Genomic DNA, 17,831 nt, shown 5'->3' with positions numbered 1-17,831 from the left:
GCGAAATACAATAATCGCCCTACACTCACCGTTTTCCGAGAATTTTCGCCACCTCGACCGCGAAATAGGTGAGGATGCCGTCACATCCCGCCCGCTTGAACGACAAGAGCGTTTCGAGCATCGCCCGCTCGCCGTCGATCCAGCCATTCATCGCCGCCGCCTTGATCTGGCTATATTCGCCGGAGACCTGATAGGCGAAGGTCGGCAGGCCGAAGGCCTCCTTCATCCGCCAGCAGATGTCGAGATAGGGCAGGCCCGGCTTGACCATCAGCATGTCGGCGCCTTCCTCGACGTCGAGGGCCGCGTCGCGGATCGCCTCGGTGCCGTTGGCGGGGTCGATATAGTAGGTCTTCTTGTCGCCCTTCAGCAGTCCGCCGGTCGAGATCGCCTCGCGATAGGGGCCATAGAAGGCGGAGGCGAATTTCGTCGCATAGCTCATGATGCCGACGTTCTGGTGGCCGGCCGCATCGAGCGCCATGCGGATCGCGCCGATGCGCCCGTCCATCATCTCCGATGGCGCGATGATGTCGGCGCCGGCATCCGCCTGCATCACCGCGGCGCGCGCCACTTGATCGACCGTCTCGTCATTGACGATCTCGCCGTCTCTCAGGATCCCGTCATGGCCATGGCTGGTGAAGGGGTCGAGCGCCACGTCGGTGATGACGCCGATATTGGGCGCCGCCTTCTTGATCGCCGCCGTCGCCTGGTTGATCAGGTTATTGGCCTCAAGGCTGTTCGAGCCGGTCTCGTCGCGCAGTTCCAGTTCGATGTTCGGAAAGGTGGCGAGCGCCGGAATGCCGAGGCCGGCCGCTTCGCGTGCGGCTTCGACGGCTTTGTCGATGCTCATGCGGTTGACGCCCGGCATGGCCGCGATCGGATCGACGATGCCGGAACCCGGCACGATGAAGATCGGCCAGATAAGGTCGTCGACGGTCAGCCGGTTCTCCTGCACCAGCCGGCGCGTCCAATCCGCCTTGCGGTTGCGCCGCATGCGGCGATGGCCGGTGATGTCGTCGACGAGATGCGTCCTGTCCTGCATGATATCTATCCCCAGCCCATTCCATTTATCGGAGCGCTCATTATCATGGCGCCCGGAAAATCCAAACCGGACGATTGGCCGCGGCGGAAAACACCCTTATGACGATACAACCGGAACCGATGTCTGCGCCATGGAAACCGATAGCCCGACGATCCCGAAACGCACACTGGCGGATCTCCTCTTCATTCTCTTCCTGAGGCTGGTCGCCCTATCCTGCTTCTGGTTCGGCCTGCAATACTGGGCGATGCTCGTCGGCTATTCGCTGGTCGGCGCCGGCCGCTTCGATCTGTTGAGCCTGCCGTGGAAGGTTGCGAGCACCAGCCTTGCCGTGCTTTTCCCGGTCGCGTCCCTCGGTCTGTGGCTCACCGTCTCCTGGGGGCCGGTCATCTGGGTGCTCGCCGCCGGCGGCCAGGTCCTGATGTATGGCCTGCTGCCGGATATTTTCGGCCCCAACAAGCTGATCATCCTGCTGCATCTCATGGTCGCCGCTGTCTACTGCATTTTCCGCCTGCTGCTGTGGCTGGAAAAGCGCCGGCACCGCCGCCAGGTAAGCGTTGATTTACCCTGAGACAACGTGGGGTTTCCAGTAAGGCTCCGTTAAGCCTGCGGTTTAAGTCGAATTTTATATGTATTCGATAGGGTCTCACTCAAGGCGGGAAGAAAACGACACCGCCAATCAAACAGTGAGGCAGTCAATATGAACACGAAAATCAAGCCGCAGGCGGTATCGAACTTCCGTGACCAGCAGGATCAGGGCATCCGTGATCTTTACATGGAATCCCTTCATCTTGTTGAACGTCTTCACCGTCGTCTTCTCGACGTCATCAAGGACGAATTCGACCGGCAGGGCCGCAGCGACGTCAACGCCATCCAGGCGCTGCTCCTTTTCAACATCGGCAATTCCGAGCTGACCGCCGGCGAGCTGCGCTCCCGCGGCTACTATCTCGGCTCCAACGTGTCCTACAACGTCAAGAAGCTGGTCGATCTCGGCTTCATCAACCACCAGCGCTCGCGCATCGACCGCCGCTCGGTCCGCATCAGCCTGACCGAAACCGGCCAGGACATCGCCGAGACGGTCGCCAAGCTCTACGAACGCCACATCGCCTCGATCGACAAGGTCGGCGGCATCGGCACCGACGAGTTCACCCAGATGAACAAACTGCTCCAGCGCCTCGACCGCTTCTGGAACGACTCGATCATGTATCGTCTCTAAAATCCCTGACCTCCTTTCAGGGTTGCAGAAAACCGGACGTGTCCCTGCGCGTCCGGTTTTGCCGTTTGCCCGCGTGGCATCTTTGCAACGCAGGGCAGGCAAGCGTTCTCGCCTGTATTCAAGCCGTTTTTTAGCCGTTATTAACCGGCACCGTTTAGCCCGTCATGGTTCGTTGCGTCGTGTCTCCGGCGGCCGGCGGTCTATCTTCCGAGCCGGTAACACGAATTGGCCATATTGGTGTGGCAGCGGAAGGTTAACAACCGGCGCTTGAACCGATCGGAAATGTTCAGGCTGTCGCATCGCGCTTCTGTGATGGGGCTAGCGGAATTTTTTGATGCGCCGGACAACGAATGCACAGAGATCTGCGTTACGGCGCAGTGATATCGCAAAGAGCCGCGGCTTTCCTTTATCGCGGCATTCAGTGGTTGGGACTATGTCGAAGAAAAACGGAATTGAAGCTCTCTCGCGCCGCGCTTTCCTGGCGTCGGCGGCAACGGTTGGCGCCGGCGCGCTTGCTGCCGGGCCTGCATTTGCGCAATCGGCGCTCGATGGGCTCCTGAACGCGCCGCGGCGCGGCAACTGGGACGACCAGTTCGACGCCAAGGCGGCTTCGCGGACGGCGACGGCCGTCGTGTCCAACACGCCGATCCTCGGGCCTCAATCGGTCGCCAGCGCCCAGCAGGCGATCATGCAGTATCAGCAGATCGCGGCCGCCGGCGGCTGGCCTGAAGTCAATCCCGGCGATCAGCGCCTGCAGCTCGGCGTCAGCCATCCCGCCGTCCAGGCGCTGCGCCAGCGTCTGGCGATCACCGGCGACCTGCCGCGCGAAGCCGGCATGTCGAGCGCCTTCGATTCCTATGTCGACGGCGCCGTCAAGCGCTTCCAGGCGCGTCACGGCCTGCCGGCCGACGGCGTCCTCGGCGAATTCACGCTGAAGGCGATGAACATTCCCGCCGATGTCCGTCTGCAGCAGCTGAACACCAACCTCATCCGTCTGCAAACCTTCCCCGAAGACCTGGGACGCCGTCACCTGATGGTCAATATTCCGGCCGCCTATGTCGAGGCTGTCGAAGACGGCAGTGTCGCGACGCGTCATACCGCGGTTGTCGGACGCTTGAGCCGCCCGACGCATCTCGTCAATTCGAAGATCTACGAGGTCATTCTCAATCCTTACTGGACGGCGCCGCGCTCGATCGTCGAGAAGGACATCATGCCGCTGATGCGCAAGGATCCGACCTATCTCGAAAAGAACGCCATTCGTCTGCTCGACGGCAAGGGCAACGAAGTCGCCCCCGAGACCGTCGACTGGAACGGCGAGGCACCGAACCTGATGTTCCGTCAGGACCCCGGCAAGACCAACGCCATGGCGTCGACGAAGATCAACTTCTACAACAAGAACGGCGAGTACATGCACGACACGCCGCAGCAGGGCCTGTTCAACAAGCTGATGCGCTTCGAATCTTCGGGCTGTGTCCGTGTGCAGAACGTGCGCGACCTGACGAACTGGCTGCTGCGCGAAACCCCCGGCTGGAGCCGCCAGCAGATGGAGCAGGTGATCGCAAGCGGCGTCAACACGCCGATCAAGCTCGCGGCGGAAGTTCCGGTCTATTTCGTCTACATCTCTGCCTGGGGCATGCCCGACGGCATTGTCCAGTTCCGCGACGACATCTATCAGATGGACGGCAATGCCGAATTGGCGCTCGATACCACGGCTGGCATGGAGCAGCCGGTGCAATAAGCGGCGACCTCTGCATCGCACCCTCGAACCGCGCCCTCCCGGCGCGGTTTTTTTTATTGCGGCGAGGGGCGCTCTATCCCGGAACTGCGATTCATCGGCGCCGCGCTGTCGCAAAGTGACTGGAGCGCGCGCTTTGCTCAGCAAATGTCGTTCTTCGTATTGCCCTTACCACAGGGGAAGGATAATACCTTCGCGCATTCCAGTTGAGGAGCCCGCCCATGACCAATGCTTCCACCGAATCCTTCTTCAATCGCTCGCTTGCGGACGTCGATCCCGAGATTTTCGGCGCGATCGGAAAGGAACTCGGTCGCCAACGGCACGAGATCGAACTGATCGCTTCCGAGAACATCGTCTCCCGCGCCGTGCTGGAAGCTCAGGGCTCCATCATGACCAACAAATATGCCGAGGGTTATCCAGGCAAGCGGTATTACGGCGGCTGCCAGTTCGTCGATATCGCCGAGGAACTGGCGATCGAACGCGCCAAGAAGCTGTTCGGCGTCAATTTCGCCAACGTCCAGCCGAATTCCGGCTCGCAGATGAACCAGGCCGTGTTCCTGGCGCTGCTGCAGCCCGGCGATACCTTCATGGGCCTCGATCTCAATTCGGGCGGTCACCTGACGCATGGTTCGCCGGTCAACATGTCCGGCAAGTGGTTCAATGTCGTCTCCTACGGCGTGCGTGAAGGCGACAACCTGCTCGACATGGATGACGTCGCCCGCAAGGCCGAACAGCACCGGCCGAAGCTCATCATCGCCGGCGGCACCGCCTATTCCCGCATCTGGGACTGGAAGCGCTTCCGCGAGATCGCCGACTCGGTCGGCGCCTATCTGATGGTCGATATGGCCCACATCGCCGGTCTTGTCGCCGGCGGCCAGCATCCCTCGCCGTTCCCGCATTGCCATGTCGCGACGACGACGACGCACAAGTCGCTGCGCGGCCCGCGCGGCGGCGTCATCCTGACCAATGAAGAAGATCTGGCCAAGAAGTTCAATTCGGCCGTCTTCCCCGGTCTGCAGGGTGGCCCGCTGATGCACATCATCGCCGCCAAGGCGGTGGCCTTCGGCGAGGCGCTGCAGCCGGAATTCAAGGAATATGCCGCTCAGGTCGTCAAGAACGCCCGGGCGCTTGCCGAAACGCTGATGTCAGGCGGTCTCGACGTCGTCTCCGGCGGCACCGACAACCATCTGATGCTCGTCGACCTGCGCAAGAAGAATGCCACCGGCAAGCGCGCCGAGGCAGCGCTCGGCCGCGCCTATGTCACTTGCAACAAGAACGGCATTCCCTTCGACCCGGAAAAGCCCTTCGTCACCTCGGGCGTGCGCCTCGGCGCGCCGGCCGGCACGACGCGCGGCTTCAAGGAAGCCGAATTCCGCGAAATCGGCAACCTGATCGTCGAGGTTCTCGACGGCCTGAAGGTTGCCAATTCCGACGAAGGCAATGCTGCGGTCGAAGCCGCCGTGCGCGGCAAGGTGGTCAACCTTACAGACCGCTTCCCAATGTATGACTACATGGGGTAAGGAGTAGCGATGCGCTGCCCCTATTGCGGTTCGGAAGATACTCAGGTCAAGGATTCGCGCCCGGCGGAGGACAATACGTCCATCCGCCGGCGGCGTATCTGTCCGGATTGCGGCGGCCGCTTCACGACCTTCGAGCGCGTGCAGCTGCGCGAGCTGATGGTCATCAAGAAGACCGGCCGCAAGGTGCCCTTCGACCGCGACAAGCTGGTGCGCTCCTTTGAAGTGGCGCTGCGCAAACGCCCCGTCGAGCGTGACCGCATCGAGCGCGCCGTCTCCGGCATCGTCCGCCGGCTGGAAAGCTCCGGCGAGACCGAAATCTCCTCCGAGCAGATCGGCCTGCAGGTGCTGGAAGCCATGAAGAGCCTCGACGATGTCGGCTTCGTGCGCTACGCCTCGGTCTATCGGGATTTTTCGCTTGCCGAGGATTTCGAGAAGGTTATTTCCGAAATCAACGCCAAGATCGCCCGCGACCCGCTGGACAGATGAGCCATGAGCGTCACGCCGGATGACGAGAGTTTCATGGCGGCGGCGATCCGCCTGTCGCGCCGGCATCTCGGCCGCACCGCCACCAACCCCTCCGTCGGCTGCCTGATCGTTAAAGACGGCGTCATCGTCGGCCAGGCGGTCACCGCCCTCGGTGGCCGTCCGCATGCCGAGCCGCAGGCGCTCGCCGAAGCCGGCGAGGCTGCCCGCGGCGCCACCGCCTATGTCACCCTCGAACCCTGCTCGCATCACGGCAAGACGCCGCCCTGTGCCGAGGCGCTGATCGCCTATGGCGTCGCGCGCGTCGTCATCAGCGTCACCGATCCCGATCCGCGGGTCTCCGGCCGCGGCATTTCCATGCTGCGTGACGCCGGTATCGAGGTAGATGCAGGCCTGCTGGAAGCCGAGGGCCGGCGCTCGCTGGCCGGCTATCTCACCCGCCAGACGAAGAACCGGCCCTATGTGACTCTCAAGCTTGCCGTTTCTGCCGATGGTATGATTGGCCGTGCGGGGGAGGGGCAGGTGGCGATCACCGGCTCGGAGGCTCGCGCCGAGGTGCAGGCGCTGCGGGCCGAAACCGACGCGATCCTGGTCGGCATCGGCACGGCGATATCGGACGATCCGCTGCTGACGGTGCGCACACCCGGCCTGGAGGCGCAGTCGCCGATCCGTATCGTGCTCGACCCCGCGCTGGTATTGCCGCTGACGAGCAAGCTGGTTGAGACGGCGCGGGACGTGCCGGTGATCCTTGTGGCGAGCGAGGAAGTTTCGCCTTTAGCGGCGGATGCGGAGGGGTTACCCCCCTCTGTCCTGCCGGACATCTCCCCCACAAGGGGGGAGATTGGCAAGGAGCGCGAACCGAATTCCCAAAACGACTCGTCGTCACGATCAACGGCAGATGTAGGGCAGGGAGCCAGCCCCCAGCCAATCTCCCCACCTGTGGGGGAGATGCCCGGCAGGGCAGAGGGGGGTAACACACCCGCCGACGCCACCGACCTGGACTCCCGCCGTGCCGCACTCGAAGCCGCCGGCGTCGAGATCGTCTACTGCAATCCCTATCATCCGGAAATTCTGTTGCCCGCACTTGCGACACGCGGCATTTCCTCGCTTCTGGTCGAGGGCGGCGCCAAGACGGCGCGGCTTTTCCTGGAAGCCGGTCTCGTCGACCGCATTCAGCTTTACCAGGCGCCCGTCATCATCGGCGTGAACGGTATTGAATCGCCGCTTGATGCAACCGACATACCATCCGGTTTTGCCCATACGGGCACGCAGATGTTCGGCGTTGATCGCCTGGATGAATACGAAAGAAGGCTTTGATGTTTACCGGAATAGTCACCGATATCGGCACCGTCGAATCCGTTTCTCCCTTGAAGGAGGGAATTCGGCTGCGGGTCGCGACCGCCTACGATCCTGCCACCATCGATATGGGCGCCTCCATCTCCCATTCCGGCATCTGCCTCACGGTGACCGGCCTTCCGCAGGAAGGCAGCAACGGCCGCTGGTTTGAGGTCGAGGCCTGGGAGGAGGCGCTGCGGCTGACGACGATCGGCACCTGGCGGGAAGGCAGCCGGATCAACCTCGAGCGGTCGCTGAAGATCGGCGACGAGCTCGGCGGCCACATCGTTTCCGGCCATGTCGACGGCAAGGCGGAAATCCTTTCGGTGACATCGGAGGGCGACGCCACGCGTTACCGCCTGCGCGCACCCGAACATCTGGCGAAATTCGTCGCCCCCAAGGGATCGATCGCGCTCGACGGCACCTCGCTGACCGTCAACGCGGTCGACGGCACGGATTTCGACGTCCTGCTCATCCGCCACACGCTCGAAGTCACGACGTGGGGCGAGCGCAAGGCCGGCGATTTCGTCAATTTCGAAGTCGACACCATGGCGCGCTACGCCGCCCGGCTGGCGGAATTTCCCAGCGCCTGAATCGCAAAACTGTTCGGTATCCCGCTGTCGCGTCTGGCCGGCCAGATAGTTCACCAAACCGGAGAGAGCTTCGTCAGATATTGGCCGTAGGCACTCTTGCCGTGCTTCTCCGCGAGTCTGGCGAGGTCGTCCTGCGAGATGTAACCCATGCGCCAGGCGACTTCTTCGGGGCAGGCGATCTTGAAGCCCTGGCGTTTCTCCAGCGTGCTGACGAAACCTGCGGCATCGTGCAGGCTATCAGGTGTGCCGGTGTCGAGCCAGGCATAGCCCCGGCCCATCAGTTCCACGAAAAGCTGGCCGCGCTCGAGATAGGCGCGGTTGACGTCGGTGATTTCCAATTCGCCGCGCGGCGACGGCTTCAGGTTGGCGGCGATATCGACCACCTGCTGGTCGTAGAAATAGAGGCCGGTCACCGCCCAGTTCGATTTTGGCTCCTTCGGCTTCTCCTCGATCGACAGCGCATTCATCTCTTCGTCAAAGCCGACAACGCCATAGCGTTCCGGATCGGTGACGTGATAGGCGAACACCGTCGCGCCTTCCCCACGACTCGTGCCGGATTTCATGATTTCCGGCAGTCCGTGCCCGTAGAAGATGTTGTCGCCGAGAACGAGAGCCGAGCTGTCGCCGTGCACGAAGTCGGCGCCGATGATGAAGGCCTGGGCGAGGCCGTCCGGGCTCGGCTGTACGGCATAGGTCAGCGAAATTCCCCATTGCGAGCCGTCGCCGAGAAGGCGCTTGAAGGCTTCGAGGTCGTGGGGTGTCGTGATGATCAGCAACTCCCTGATGCCGGCGAGCATGAGCGTCGTCAGCGGATAGTAGATCATCGGCTTGTCGTAGACCGGCATCAACTGTTTCGAGACGGCCTGCGTGATCGGATGCAGACGCGTGCCGGTGCCGCCGGCAAGAATAATTCCCTTCATGCTTTCTCCTTAAAGACCTTTGTTCAAAAGGTCTTGCATGACGATTGTCATGGACTGCTTCCACTCGGGGAGCCGGATTCCATATGTTCTGGCGAGCTTGTCGCCGTTGAGACGCGAATTGGCGGGACGCTTTGCCGGTGTAGGATAGTCCGTCGTCGGGATGCGCTCGACGCCGACGTTTCTGCCGCCCGATTTAAGAAGCGCCGCGAATATCTCTTCGGCGAAATCAGCCCAGCTTGCTTCGCCGCTGCCGGTCAGGTGAAAGGTGCCGCGGAGCGATGGCGCGGGGTCCGCGACAACACGGGTCGCGATCGCAAGAATCGCGTCGGCGATGTCGAGTGCCGAGGTCGGGCATCCCCACTGATCGGCGACGACGCGAAGATGATCGCGCGTCTCGGAAAGCCGCAGCATCGTTTTCAGGAAATTGGTGCCAAACGGCGAATAGACCCAGGCGGTGCGCAATATGACATGGTTCTGGTTCGCCGCCGCGACGGCCTTCTCGCCGGCGAGCTTCGAACGCCCATAGACCGAGATGGGCGCGGTCGCATCCTCTTCGCAATAGGCGGAGGCCTTGTCGCCGCTGAACACGTAGTCGGTCGAAATGTGGATGACCGGGACCCCGATCCGCGCGGCAGCCTCGGCCACCGCCCCGGCGCCTGCCGCGTTGACGGAAAAGGCAAGCTCGGCTTCGCTCTCGGCTTTGTCGACCGCCGTATAGGCGGCCGCCGAGACGATAACGTCCGGCCGCAGAGCCGAGAAGGCGGCTGCGACGCTTGCAGGATCCGAAAGGTCCATTTCCGGACGGCCGACCGTGATGATTTCCACGCCCGTTTCGGCGCCGCGTCTGAGCAGCGACTGAACGACCTGGCCCTGTTTACCGGTGACGGCAATGCGCATCGCTTGTCACCCCTTGAAAACGCCGAGGCGTTCGCCGGAATAGACGGTTTCGCGCAGCGGCCTCCACCACCATTCGTTTTCCAAATACCAGTGCACGGTCTTCTCGATGCCGGTTTCGAAGGTCTCTTGCGCCTTCCAGCCGAGTTCGCTTTCGAGTTTCGTGGCATCGATCGCATAGCGTGCGTCGTGTCCGGGGCGGTCCGTGACGTTGGTGATCAGACGCGCATGCGGTGCCTTGTCGCTGTAGACGCCGTCGAGAATGGCGCAGATGCGATGAACGACATCGATGTTCCTGCGCTCATTGCGGCCGCCCACATTGTATTTTTCGCCGGGGCGCCCTCTGGATGCGATCGTGAAGAGCGCGCGGGCGTGGTCTTCGACATAGAGCCAGTCGCGGACATTTGCGCCGTTGCCGTAAACCGGAAGAGGCTTGTCCTCGAGTGCGTTCAGGATCATCAGCGGGATGAGCTTTTCCGGGAAATGGAACGGGCCGTAATTGTTGGAGCAATTGGAGACGACGACGGGCAGGCCGTAGGTGCGGTGCCAAGCGATCGCCAGATGATCGCTCGCGGCCTTGGAGGCGGAGTATGGCGAGGACGGATCGTAGGGCGTCGTCTCCTCGAAGAGACCCTCGTCGCCGAGCGAGCCGTAGACCTCGTCCGTCGAGACATGCAGAAAACGGAAGGCGCTCTTGCGGTGAGCTTCAAGCCCATCCCAATAGTGCCGTGCGGCATCCAGCAGGCTGAACGTGCCGAAGATGTTGGTCTGAATGAAATCAGCCGCGCCCGAGATCGAGCGGTCGACATGGCTCTCGGCCGCGAGATGCATGACGATATCAGGGCGGAAGGACGCGAGTGCTTCCTGCATCCTGGCGCGGTCGCAGATATCCGCCCGCAGGAATCGATAGTTCGGCGCCGATTCGACGGATTTCAGTGATGCAAGATTGCCGGCATAGGTCAGCGTGTCGATATTCAGCACCTCGGCGCCGATCTCGCTGACGAGATGGCGCACCAATGCCGATCCGATGAAGCCCGCTCCGCCCGTGACCAGTATGCGCATCGTCGATCAATCCTGGGGTTGTTGTGCTGAATAGGGAAAATGGTTTGGCAGATCGGCGAGCCGCGGCAGCGTCTTGTCCTTGTCGGACGATACCATGTCTCTCTCATCGAAGGGCCAGCGAATGCCGATCGCCGGATCGTTCCACGCGATGCCCCGATCATGCTGCGGGCTGTAGGGTGCGGTTACCTTGTAGCTGATGACGCTGTTCGGCTCGATCGTTGCGAATCCGTGTGCGAAGCCGGGCGGTATCCAGAGCTGTTTGCCGGTGTCCGGCGAGAGCTCCTGAGAGAGCCATTTGCCGAAGCTCGGTGATCCCACGCGGATATCGACGACGACATCCATGATCCGGCCGGCAAGGCAGCGCACCAGCTTGCCCTGTGCAAAGGGCGGTATCTGGAAATGCAGCCCCCGAACGGTGCCAGCCTGCCCCGAAAGCGATTCATTGTCCTGGACGAACGTGACGTCGGCCACATTTTCCCGGAACCAGGCATCCTTGAATACTTCGGAGAAGTAGCCGCGGTGATCGCCGAAACGTGGCGGCGTGATTGCAACGATGCCCTCGATGGCGGCGGTCTCAATGTGCATGACTTACCTTTTCTGCGGCCTTCATCAGGCCCCCGCCTTCATAACGCTCATCAGCATCTCCGCCTGCGAGCGGCTCTGGATGGCCGCAAGACCTTTCGCGGCAATGGCATCGCGCTCGTCGGCATCTGCGATCAGCTTGTAGCAGCGCCCGATCATGTCGTCATAAGGCTCGATTGCCAAGCCGCCGATGAAGGGCTGGAGGTCCGGATCGCGGATGTCGCCTTCCGTCAGCACGCAAACGCGATTGGCGAGCAGGTAGGAAATGCGCACGATCTCGAAGACGCCGCTCGCATAATGATGGATGTTGATGACGATCTTGGCGCGGGCAATCGCCGCATCGCGTTCCGCACCATAGATGTTGAAGAGATGCGCGACCTTGAGCCCGGCGTCCTTCAGCGTCTTCAGAATATGGTGGCGGCGTTCGTTCATCGAGCCGTAGAAGAGCACGTCGATATCTTTGACGGGGGCGTGCTGGATCTGGCTCAGGCAACGGCTGTACCCGATTTCGAGCACGCCGGCGTGGTCGATTCCCTTGGTGGCGAGGTTTTCGCGGTTGCGCGGGCTGTAGTCGAGCACCGGCATCGCCCTCAGGATCGCCACATAGCGCGAATTGATCCAGCTGCTTTCTTCAGACACCTGCTCGAGGTTGATGAGAACGCTGTCCTGCGGCAGGTGGCCGACGATTTCGGCCGGAAGCAGGTTGCCGCCATAAATGATCGGCGCACGGCCCGCGAACTCGTTCATGTTCCTAACGATCGGTGCCGAACCGCCGAGTTCCTCGAAGGCGCCCTGCAGGCCGAGCGCGACTTCGTCGAAGGCGTGGCTGTGATTGTAGTTTTCGGGCGTCACGATCCAGATGCAATGGCGATCCTTGTGGGCCTGCCATCCGCCGGCAAAGGGCTGCATTGCGTTGGCAAGCGGCTGCTCGATCTTCGGCGCGGCCGGTATAGCGGTCCTTTCCGTACGCACCGGCTGCTGCGGCACCGGGGAGGCGCCTGAAGCGTGCGGAGCATAGGCGCGCATCAATTCGCGGCCGCCGATGAATTGGCCGCGCGGCATCCAGCCGGGCGGGTCATCAGCCCCCCAGATCAGATGCGGCTGCTTGATGAGCGGTTGGCGGCCTTGCTGCCACGCGGTCAGGAGAGCATCGTCACGGCTCTGAAGAAAGGCTTCCTTGGCGGCGAACAGGCCATGCAGCATCCGGCCGAGGCGGACACCAAACTTCCATTCGAAATCGGCAAGGGTCGGTACGAAGGCGGCGATCTTCAATCCGGAGGCGATAGCCTGCTGGACATAAAGGCCGAGCAGACGCTCGATCACGAAGGGGCGCATCTTCGCGTTGGCATCGCGTGAGTAGTGAGCCGTACCGGAATAGGCGTTGCCCGCCGGCGTGCCGGCGCGCGCCTGGCTTTCCAGTGATTCGAGAATGCGTTCGCAAAAGGCGAAATACCCGGACCAGAATTTCCGGTTGCCGCAGAAATAGTTGCAAAACATGAAGGCAATCTTGTCCTGCGGCGGCGCGATCGGATAGCCGAGTTCCTGGAGATGCAGGAAGATCGGCTCCATGCCGGGGTGACCACCAAGCAGCGAATGTTCCCAGACGTTGCTGTAGATTGCCGCGTGGCCGATCAGCGGATTGTAAAGATAGGCGTCCGCACCTTCCGCTCTGGCCTTTTCCGCTTCCGTGACGAAGGACGGGAAGCTTGTCACCGACTTCATCTCGAATTTGCTCGAAAGTAGCCCCCAGAACACGTCGTCGCCGAGGCCAATCGCCTCGTGATGCCGATGCAGAGTGAGGAAGAGTTCATATTCGCGGGTCGTTGCCTGCGTATTGAACGAGATGTCGAACGGCATGGCCGCCGCGTCGAGCTGGCTGCGCTGCGAAGGATCGAGATAAGGCTGATAGATAATGACGGATCCCGTGCCGGCAGCCTTCTCCGTGAGAAGCGCCAGATCAGGAAGACCGGCCGGTAGAGCGGAAATGGGCTGATTGATCGTCAAGGTATTGTCCTTCGCGATGGCCGCCGTCTTCGTGATTCACGAAACAGCATTCGGCTGGTTCGGGTGTCGACTATTGGATGTGAAGCTTGCGCCACACTGTTGGCAGGAATTTCGCTGGTCAGCTTGGGAACAGGTTAAGCCGTGATGTTCGTGCCAGGCCAATTGCTTGATAGGGCCCAACTCGGACGGCGTCATGAAAAACGAAAAGATCTATGTAACGAAGCCCAGCCTGCCGCCGCTCGAAGAATTCATTCCTTCGCTGGAAGCGATCTGGAACAATCGCATCCTGACCAATGGCGGGCCGTTCCACGAGCTACTGGAGCAGGAGCTCTGCAACCATCTCGGCGTGAAGCACATCAGCCTCTTTTCCAACGCCACAGTTGCGCTGCTGACGGCCCTTCAGGCGCTCCGCGTCACGGGCGAAGTCATCACCACGCCTTATTCCTTCGTAGCCACGTCGCATTCGCTTCTCTGGAACGGCTTAAAGCCCGTCTTCGTCGACATCGATCCGGTGACGCTCAATCTCGATCCGGCGAAGATCGAGGCGGCGATCACGCAGCAGACGACGGCGATCATGCCGGTGCATTGCTACGGCCACCCGTGCGACGTCGATTCGATCCAGAAGATCGCCGATCTCTACAATCTCAAGGTCATCTATGACGCCGCCCATGCCTTCGGCGTGGAAGACGAGCGGGGAAGCATTCTCAATCACGGCGACCTTTCCATCCTGAGCTTCCACGCGACGAAGGTGTTCAACACATTCGAAGGCGGGGCGATCATCTGCCCTGATGTCAAGACGAAGACCCGCATCGACCAGCTGAAGAACTTCGGTTACGTCGATGAGGTGACCGTGGTGGCGCCGGGCACGAACGGCAAAATGAGCGAATTCAACGCTGCGCTCGGCCTCTTGCAGCTGAAATACATTAACTTCGCCCTCGAAAGGCGTGGGCTCATCGACGCCGCATATCGCGAGCGTCTGCGCGGCGTCGCGGGTATAGAATGCCTGCACCGTTCCGGCGAGACCGTCTCCAACTTCTCTTATTTCCCGATTCTCGTACGCCCCGGCTATGCCATTTCGCGCGATGAGCTCTATGAGCTGCTGAAGGAAAACGGCATTCATCCGCGCCGTTATTTCTATCCGCTGATCTCAAGCTTTTCGATGTACCGCAGCCTGCCTTCCGCGCAGCCCGCGAATCTGCCGGTCGCAACCGAAGCTGCACAACAAGTGCTCTGCCTTCCCATCTATCCCGACATGGAAATGGAGATCGTCGACAAGGTCTGCGCGATCATTGCTTCTTAGGGGTAGATGAAATGAAACTGGCTATCATGCAGCCGTATTTCTTTCCTTACATTGGTTACTTTCAGCTGATCAGTGCGGTCGATAAATTCATCGTTTACGACAATATCAAATACACGAAAAAGGGTTGGATTAACCGAAACCGCATGTTGCGCGACGGCCGAGACGCCACATTCTCTCTGCCGCTGAAGGCCGCGCCGGATAGTTTAGACGTGTACGAACGCAGCCTGTCGGCGGACTTCGATCGCAACAAGCTGCTGAATCAAATTCAAGGCGCTTATCGACGCGCGCCATTTTTTTCCAATGCTTTCCCGGTGATCGAGCAGGCGATAGGCTTCCCGGACAACAATCTTTTTTTCTATATTTTCAACTCAATCAGGGAAATCTGCGGCTACCTTGGCATCAGGGCAGACTTCGCCGTTTCCTCTGAAATAGCGATAAATCACGATCTCAAGGCCCAGGAAAAGGTTTTGGCACTTTGCGAGAAAGCGGGCGCGGAGGTCTACGTGAATGCAATAGGGGGTATGGAACTTTACTCTCAAGACGCGTTTGCTGCGCGCGGTATAGAACTGAAATTCATCAAGTCGAAGTGTGTGGAATATTCTCAGTTCGGTGCTGATTTCGTGCCCTGGCTGTCAATTGTGGATGTCATCATGTTCAATTCGGTGGAAGAGATTCAGAGGAATATGCTGGGTGCGTATGAGCTCATTCAATCTTAGGTGCGGACGAGTGTTTCCTTTCGGCGGTCTGCCAAGAAGAAGATATCGGTGAAGCAATGTTCAAATGGAAGAAGTTAGGCAAGGTTTTTACGCCGCAGGAAGTGACGGATCGTCCGTGGCTTAAGGAGTTTGCTCAAGCGCCTGCAACACTGCTTTTCGACGATTTTGTGCGAATATACTTTTCCTGCCGCCCACCAGCAGATCAGGCCGGGCAATATGTCTCGCATTCTGCTTATATTGACGTGGATAGGGCTGACTTGTTTAAGATCATACGGATCAGCGAACGTCCGGTCCTGGATTTGGGCGGTCTCGGCGAATTCGATCAATTTGGTACTTATCCGATCTCCGTAGCCAGGGATGGCGACCTCATACGCGCTTACTATGCCGGCTGGACGCGATGCGAATCCGTGCCATTCAACGTCGGTATAGGATTGGCCTTGAGCACGGACGAAGGCCGGACCTTCTCTAAGGCGGGTTGTGGACCCGTCGTGCCATACTCGCCGGATGAGCCCTTCGTCCTGAGTGGTCCCAAGATTCGGCGTTTTAACGACCGGTGGTACCTGTTCTATATCTCTGGTTCCAAGTGGATCATGGCCGATGGGCGTGCGGAGCCTGTGTACAAAATCCGTCTAGCCACCTCTGAAGATGGCGTGCACTGGACGAAAGCGAACAGAGATCTGATCGAATCTGTCGTCGAGACCGATGAGGCACAGGCGAGCCCCGATGTGATCTTTGCCGGCGGGCGCTACCACATGTTCTTCTGCTATCGTCACAGCACGAATTATCGCGGCAAGGAAAAGGGATACCGTATCGGCTACGCCTCGAGCAACGATCTGGTCAACTGGCAACGTGACGATAGCAAAGCGGGGCTGACGGTGTCCGACACAGGCTGGGATGATGAGATGGTTAGCTACCCGCATGTCTTCGAGTTGGATGGCAAGACCTATATGGCCTATCTCGGCAATCAAGTCGGGCGCAACGGCTTCGGCCTTGCTGTTCTCGACGGAAAGCTCGGTGACGCATGACCAAGATGCGATGGAAGAAGCTGGGCAAGATCTTTGATCCCACGCTGCATCATCTGCCCGCAGGCTGTGTCGAGTTTGCGCAGTCGCCCCAGGCGCTCGTTTTCGATGGCTTTATACGAATCTACTTCTCAACGCGCGCAACTGACGTGAACGGCAAATATCTCAGCCATGTCGCTTTCGTCGATATGGAGAAGACTCTGGAGCGGGCCATTCGCGTTTCCGACAGGCCGGTTATTGAACTCGGCAAACTCGGTTGCTTTGACGAGCATGGCATCTTCCCGATGAATGTGATGCGACACGAAGGGAAGATCTACGGCTACACATGCGGCTGGAATCGAAGGGTTGCGGTCTCGGTCGATACGGCAATCGGGCTTGCGCTCAGTGACGACGACGGGATGTCGTTCAAGAGGATCGGCGATGGGCCGGTCTTGTCGGCGTCTCTCAAGGAGCCGTGCCTGGTCGGCGACGGCTTTGTGAAGTTCATCGATGGCATCTTTCACATGTGGTACATTTTCGGGACTGGGTGGAAAGAATACTCCCCGGGCGCGCCTCCGGATCGCACTTATAAAATTGGTCATGCGACCTCGCCAGACGGCATCAATTGGCAGAAGGAGGAAGGCAGGCAGATCATACCGGATCGGCTTGGTGCCGACGAAAGCCAAGCTCTGCCGACCGTCATCCGGATCGATGATCGCTATCATATGTTCTTCTGCTATCGGCAATCGTCGGATTTTCGCACTAACAGGAAACGCGGCTATCAAATCGGCCACGCCTATTCGCACGATCTGATCAACTGGTCACGCGATGACCTTGAATTGGGGATTGAAGGAACGAACGGCGAATGGGATTCCGACATGTTGTGCTATCCGCACGTCTTTGAGGCGGATGGGTCAATTTACCTCCTCTATAACGGAAACCAGTTTGGCCGGCATGGATTCGGCGCTGCAATATTGGAACGTGCTGCATGACGCCGGATTGGGGCCACAACCTCGCTTCGGCAAGCGACATCGCCTACCACTTGAATGAATGCGGAACTGTTTTCGCCGAGGGACTTCGCGCACGCGTGGACATCGACGCTTATGCGCTGAAAATCCTGCTCAATGCCGAGCGCTTTGAGGCATGGTCTGACGGTAGGTTGATCGGGCTTCTGGCCATATATTGCAACAATCCCCAACAGACATCGGCATTCATTACGAATCTAAGTGTGTTCGAAGAATGGCGCGGCAGGGGGATAGCGGGAGCGTTGCTTGAGCGGAGCATGGCTTTGGCCAGGCAGAAGAGGTTTGAAACGATACGCCTCCAGGTCGAGGCGAAAAACATGGCCGCCGTCGCTGTCTATCGCAGATATGGGTTCGTGGTGCTGGATAGCGAACAGTCAATGCTGACAATGAAGCGAGATTTGGGGTAGAA

17 protein-coding genes and 1 pseudogene are annotated in these 17,831 nt (G+C 60.1%); 12 read left to right on the top strand and 6 right to left on the bottom strand.

Translation table 11 applies throughout. The features are described from left to right. Positions 1-25: 25 nt before the first annotated feature. The gene (gene hemB, locus K6M89_RS03790) at positions 26-1,039 is read right to left on the bottom strand and encodes a porphobilinogen synthase (RefSeq protein ID WP_222138478.1); all 1,014 of its coding nucleotides are present in this window, start codon (positions 1,037-1,039) and stop codon (positions 26-28) included. A gap of 130 nt (positions 1,040-1,169) precedes the next feature. On the opposite strand from hemB, the gene K6M89_RS03785 reads away from it, so the two are divergent. The 7 genes from K6M89_RS03785 (at position 1,170) to K6M89_RS03755 (ending at position 7,918) form a co-directional block, all read left to right on the top strand. Next, positions 1,170-1,607: a DUF6163 family protein gene (locus K6M89_RS03785; protein WP_064682151.1), complete on the top strand. Its 438-nt coding sequence runs from the start codon at positions 1,170-1,172 to the stop codon at positions 1,605-1,607. Between the two features lie 129 nt (positions 1,608-1,736). After that, positions 1,737-2,252, top strand: a complete 516-nt coding sequence (gene ldtR, locus K6M89_RS03780) for a transcriptional regulator LdtR (RefSeq protein ID WP_004673822.1) — start codon at positions 1,737-1,739, stop codon at positions 2,250-2,252. Between the two features lie 433 nt (positions 2,253-2,685). Then, positions 2,686-3,990: a L,D-transpeptidase family protein gene (locus tag K6M89_RS03775; protein WP_222138477.1), complete on the top strand. Its 1,305-nt coding sequence runs from the start codon at positions 2,686-2,688 to the stop codon at positions 3,988-3,990. A 218-nt stretch (positions 3,991-4,208) separates the two neighbouring features. Further along, a complete protein-coding gene (gene glyA, locus K6M89_RS03770; RefSeq protein WP_097581701.1) occupies positions 4,209-5,507 on the top strand; it encodes a serine hydroxymethyltransferase in 1,299 nt (432 codons plus the stop codon). A 9-nt stretch (positions 5,508-5,516) separates the two neighbouring features. Further along, positions 5,517-5,993: a transcriptional regulator NrdR gene (gene nrdR, locus K6M89_RS03765; protein ID WP_003547190.1), complete on the top strand. Its 477-nt coding sequence runs from the start codon at positions 5,517-5,519 to the stop codon at positions 5,991-5,993. A 3-nt stretch (positions 5,994-5,996) separates the two neighbouring features. Further along, complete coding sequence (gene ribD, locus K6M89_RS03760) at positions 5,997-7,307, top strand: bifunctional diaminohydroxyphosphoribosylaminopyrimidine deaminase/5-amino-6-(5-phosphoribosylamino)uracil reductase RibD (RefSeq protein WP_222138476.1); 1,311 nt, start codon at positions 5,997-5,999, stop codon at positions 7,305-7,307. Next, positions 7,307-7,918 carry a riboflavin synthase gene (locus K6M89_RS03755; RefSeq protein ID WP_097581698.1) on the top strand — a complete coding sequence of 204 codons (612 nt, stop codon included), beginning with the start codon at positions 7,307-7,309 and terminating at the stop codon, positions 7,916-7,918. Before ribD ends, K6M89_RS03755 begins: the two co-directional genes overlap by 1 nt. Positions 7,919-7,968: 50 nt before the next feature. On the opposite strand, the gene rfbA is transcribed toward K6M89_RS03755, so the two are convergent. The 5 genes and pseudogenes from rfbA to K6M89_RS03730 all read right to left on the bottom strand — a co-directional run bounded on the left by rfbA (position 7,969) and on the right by K6M89_RS03730 (position 13,380). Beyond that, the gene (rfbA, locus tag K6M89_RS03750; protein ID WP_222138475.1) at positions 7,969-8,838 is read right to left on the bottom strand and encodes a glucose-1-phosphate thymidylyltransferase RfbA; all 870 of its coding nucleotides are present in this window, start codon (positions 8,836-8,838) and stop codon (positions 7,969-7,971) included. Positions 8,839-8,847: 9 nt separating this feature from the next. Further along, the gene (gene rfbD, locus K6M89_RS03745) at positions 8,848-9,735 is read right to left on the bottom strand and encodes a dTDP-4-dehydrorhamnose reductase (protein ID WP_222138474.1); all 888 of its coding nucleotides are present in this window, start codon (positions 9,733-9,735) and stop codon (positions 8,848-8,850) included. A 6-nt stretch (positions 9,736-9,741) separates the two neighbouring features. Next, positions 9,742-10,794 carry a dTDP-glucose 4,6-dehydratase gene (gene rfbB / locus K6M89_RS03740; RefSeq protein ID WP_222138473.1) on the bottom strand — a complete coding sequence of 351 codons (1,053 nt, stop codon included), beginning with the start codon at positions 10,792-10,794 and terminating at the stop codon, positions 9,742-9,744. Positions 10,795-10,800: 6 nt separating this feature from the next. After that, a complete protein-coding gene (rfbC, locus tag K6M89_RS03735; protein ID WP_222138472.1) occupies positions 10,801-11,379 on the bottom strand; it encodes a dTDP-4-dehydrorhamnose 3,5-epimerase in 579 nt (192 codons plus the stop codon). Further along, positions 11,369-13,380: pseudogene (locus K6M89_RS03730) on the bottom strand (CgeB family protein). The gene rfbC and the pseudogene K6M89_RS03730 overlap by 11 nt, the downstream one beginning before the upstream one ends. A 193-nt stretch (positions 13,381-13,573) precedes the next feature. On the opposite strand from K6M89_RS03730, the gene K6M89_RS03725 reads away from it, so the two are divergent. The 5 genes from K6M89_RS03725 to K6M89_RS03705 are packed head-to-tail and all read left to right on the top strand — an operon-like array spanning position 13,574 to position 17,829. After that, positions 13,574-14,680, top strand: coding sequence for a DegT/DnrJ/EryC1/StrS family aminotransferase (locus tag K6M89_RS03725; protein WP_097581690.1), 1,107 nt, complete (start codon positions 13,574-13,576; stop codon positions 14,678-14,680). A gap of 11 nt (positions 14,681-14,691) precedes the next feature. Beyond that, entirely contained in the window at positions 14,692-15,396 is a 705-nt protein-coding gene (locus K6M89_RS03720) for a WbqC family protein (RefSeq protein ID WP_097581689.1), read from the top strand. 56 nt (positions 15,397-15,452) lie between these two features. Continuing rightward, entirely contained in the window at positions 15,453-16,421 is a 969-nt protein-coding gene (locus K6M89_RS03715; RefSeq protein ID WP_222138470.1) for a glycoside hydrolase family protein, read from the top strand. Next, positions 16,418-17,389, top strand: a complete 972-nt coding sequence (locus K6M89_RS03710; RefSeq protein WP_222138469.1) for a glycoside hydrolase family protein — start codon at positions 16,418-16,420, stop codon at positions 17,387-17,389. The genes K6M89_RS03715 and K6M89_RS03710 overlap by 4 nt, the downstream gene beginning before the upstream one ends. Then, positions 17,386-17,829, top strand: a complete 444-nt coding sequence (locus K6M89_RS03705) for a GNAT family N-acetyltransferase (protein WP_222138468.1) — start codon at positions 17,386-17,388, stop codon at positions 17,827-17,829. Before K6M89_RS03710 ends, K6M89_RS03705 begins: the two co-directional genes overlap by 4 nt. Positions 17,830-17,831: the final 2 nt, after the last annotated feature.

The sequence above is a fragment of the Rhizobium croatiense genome (assembly GCF_019793465.1).
In the GTDB taxonomy this organism is placed as follows: domain Bacteria; phylum Pseudomonadota; class Alphaproteobacteria; order Rhizobiales; family Rhizobiaceae; genus Rhizobium; species Rhizobium croatiense.
The sequence above is the reverse complement of the archived record's forward strand: the minus strand, read 5'-3'. Positions and strand labels throughout refer to the sequence as shown.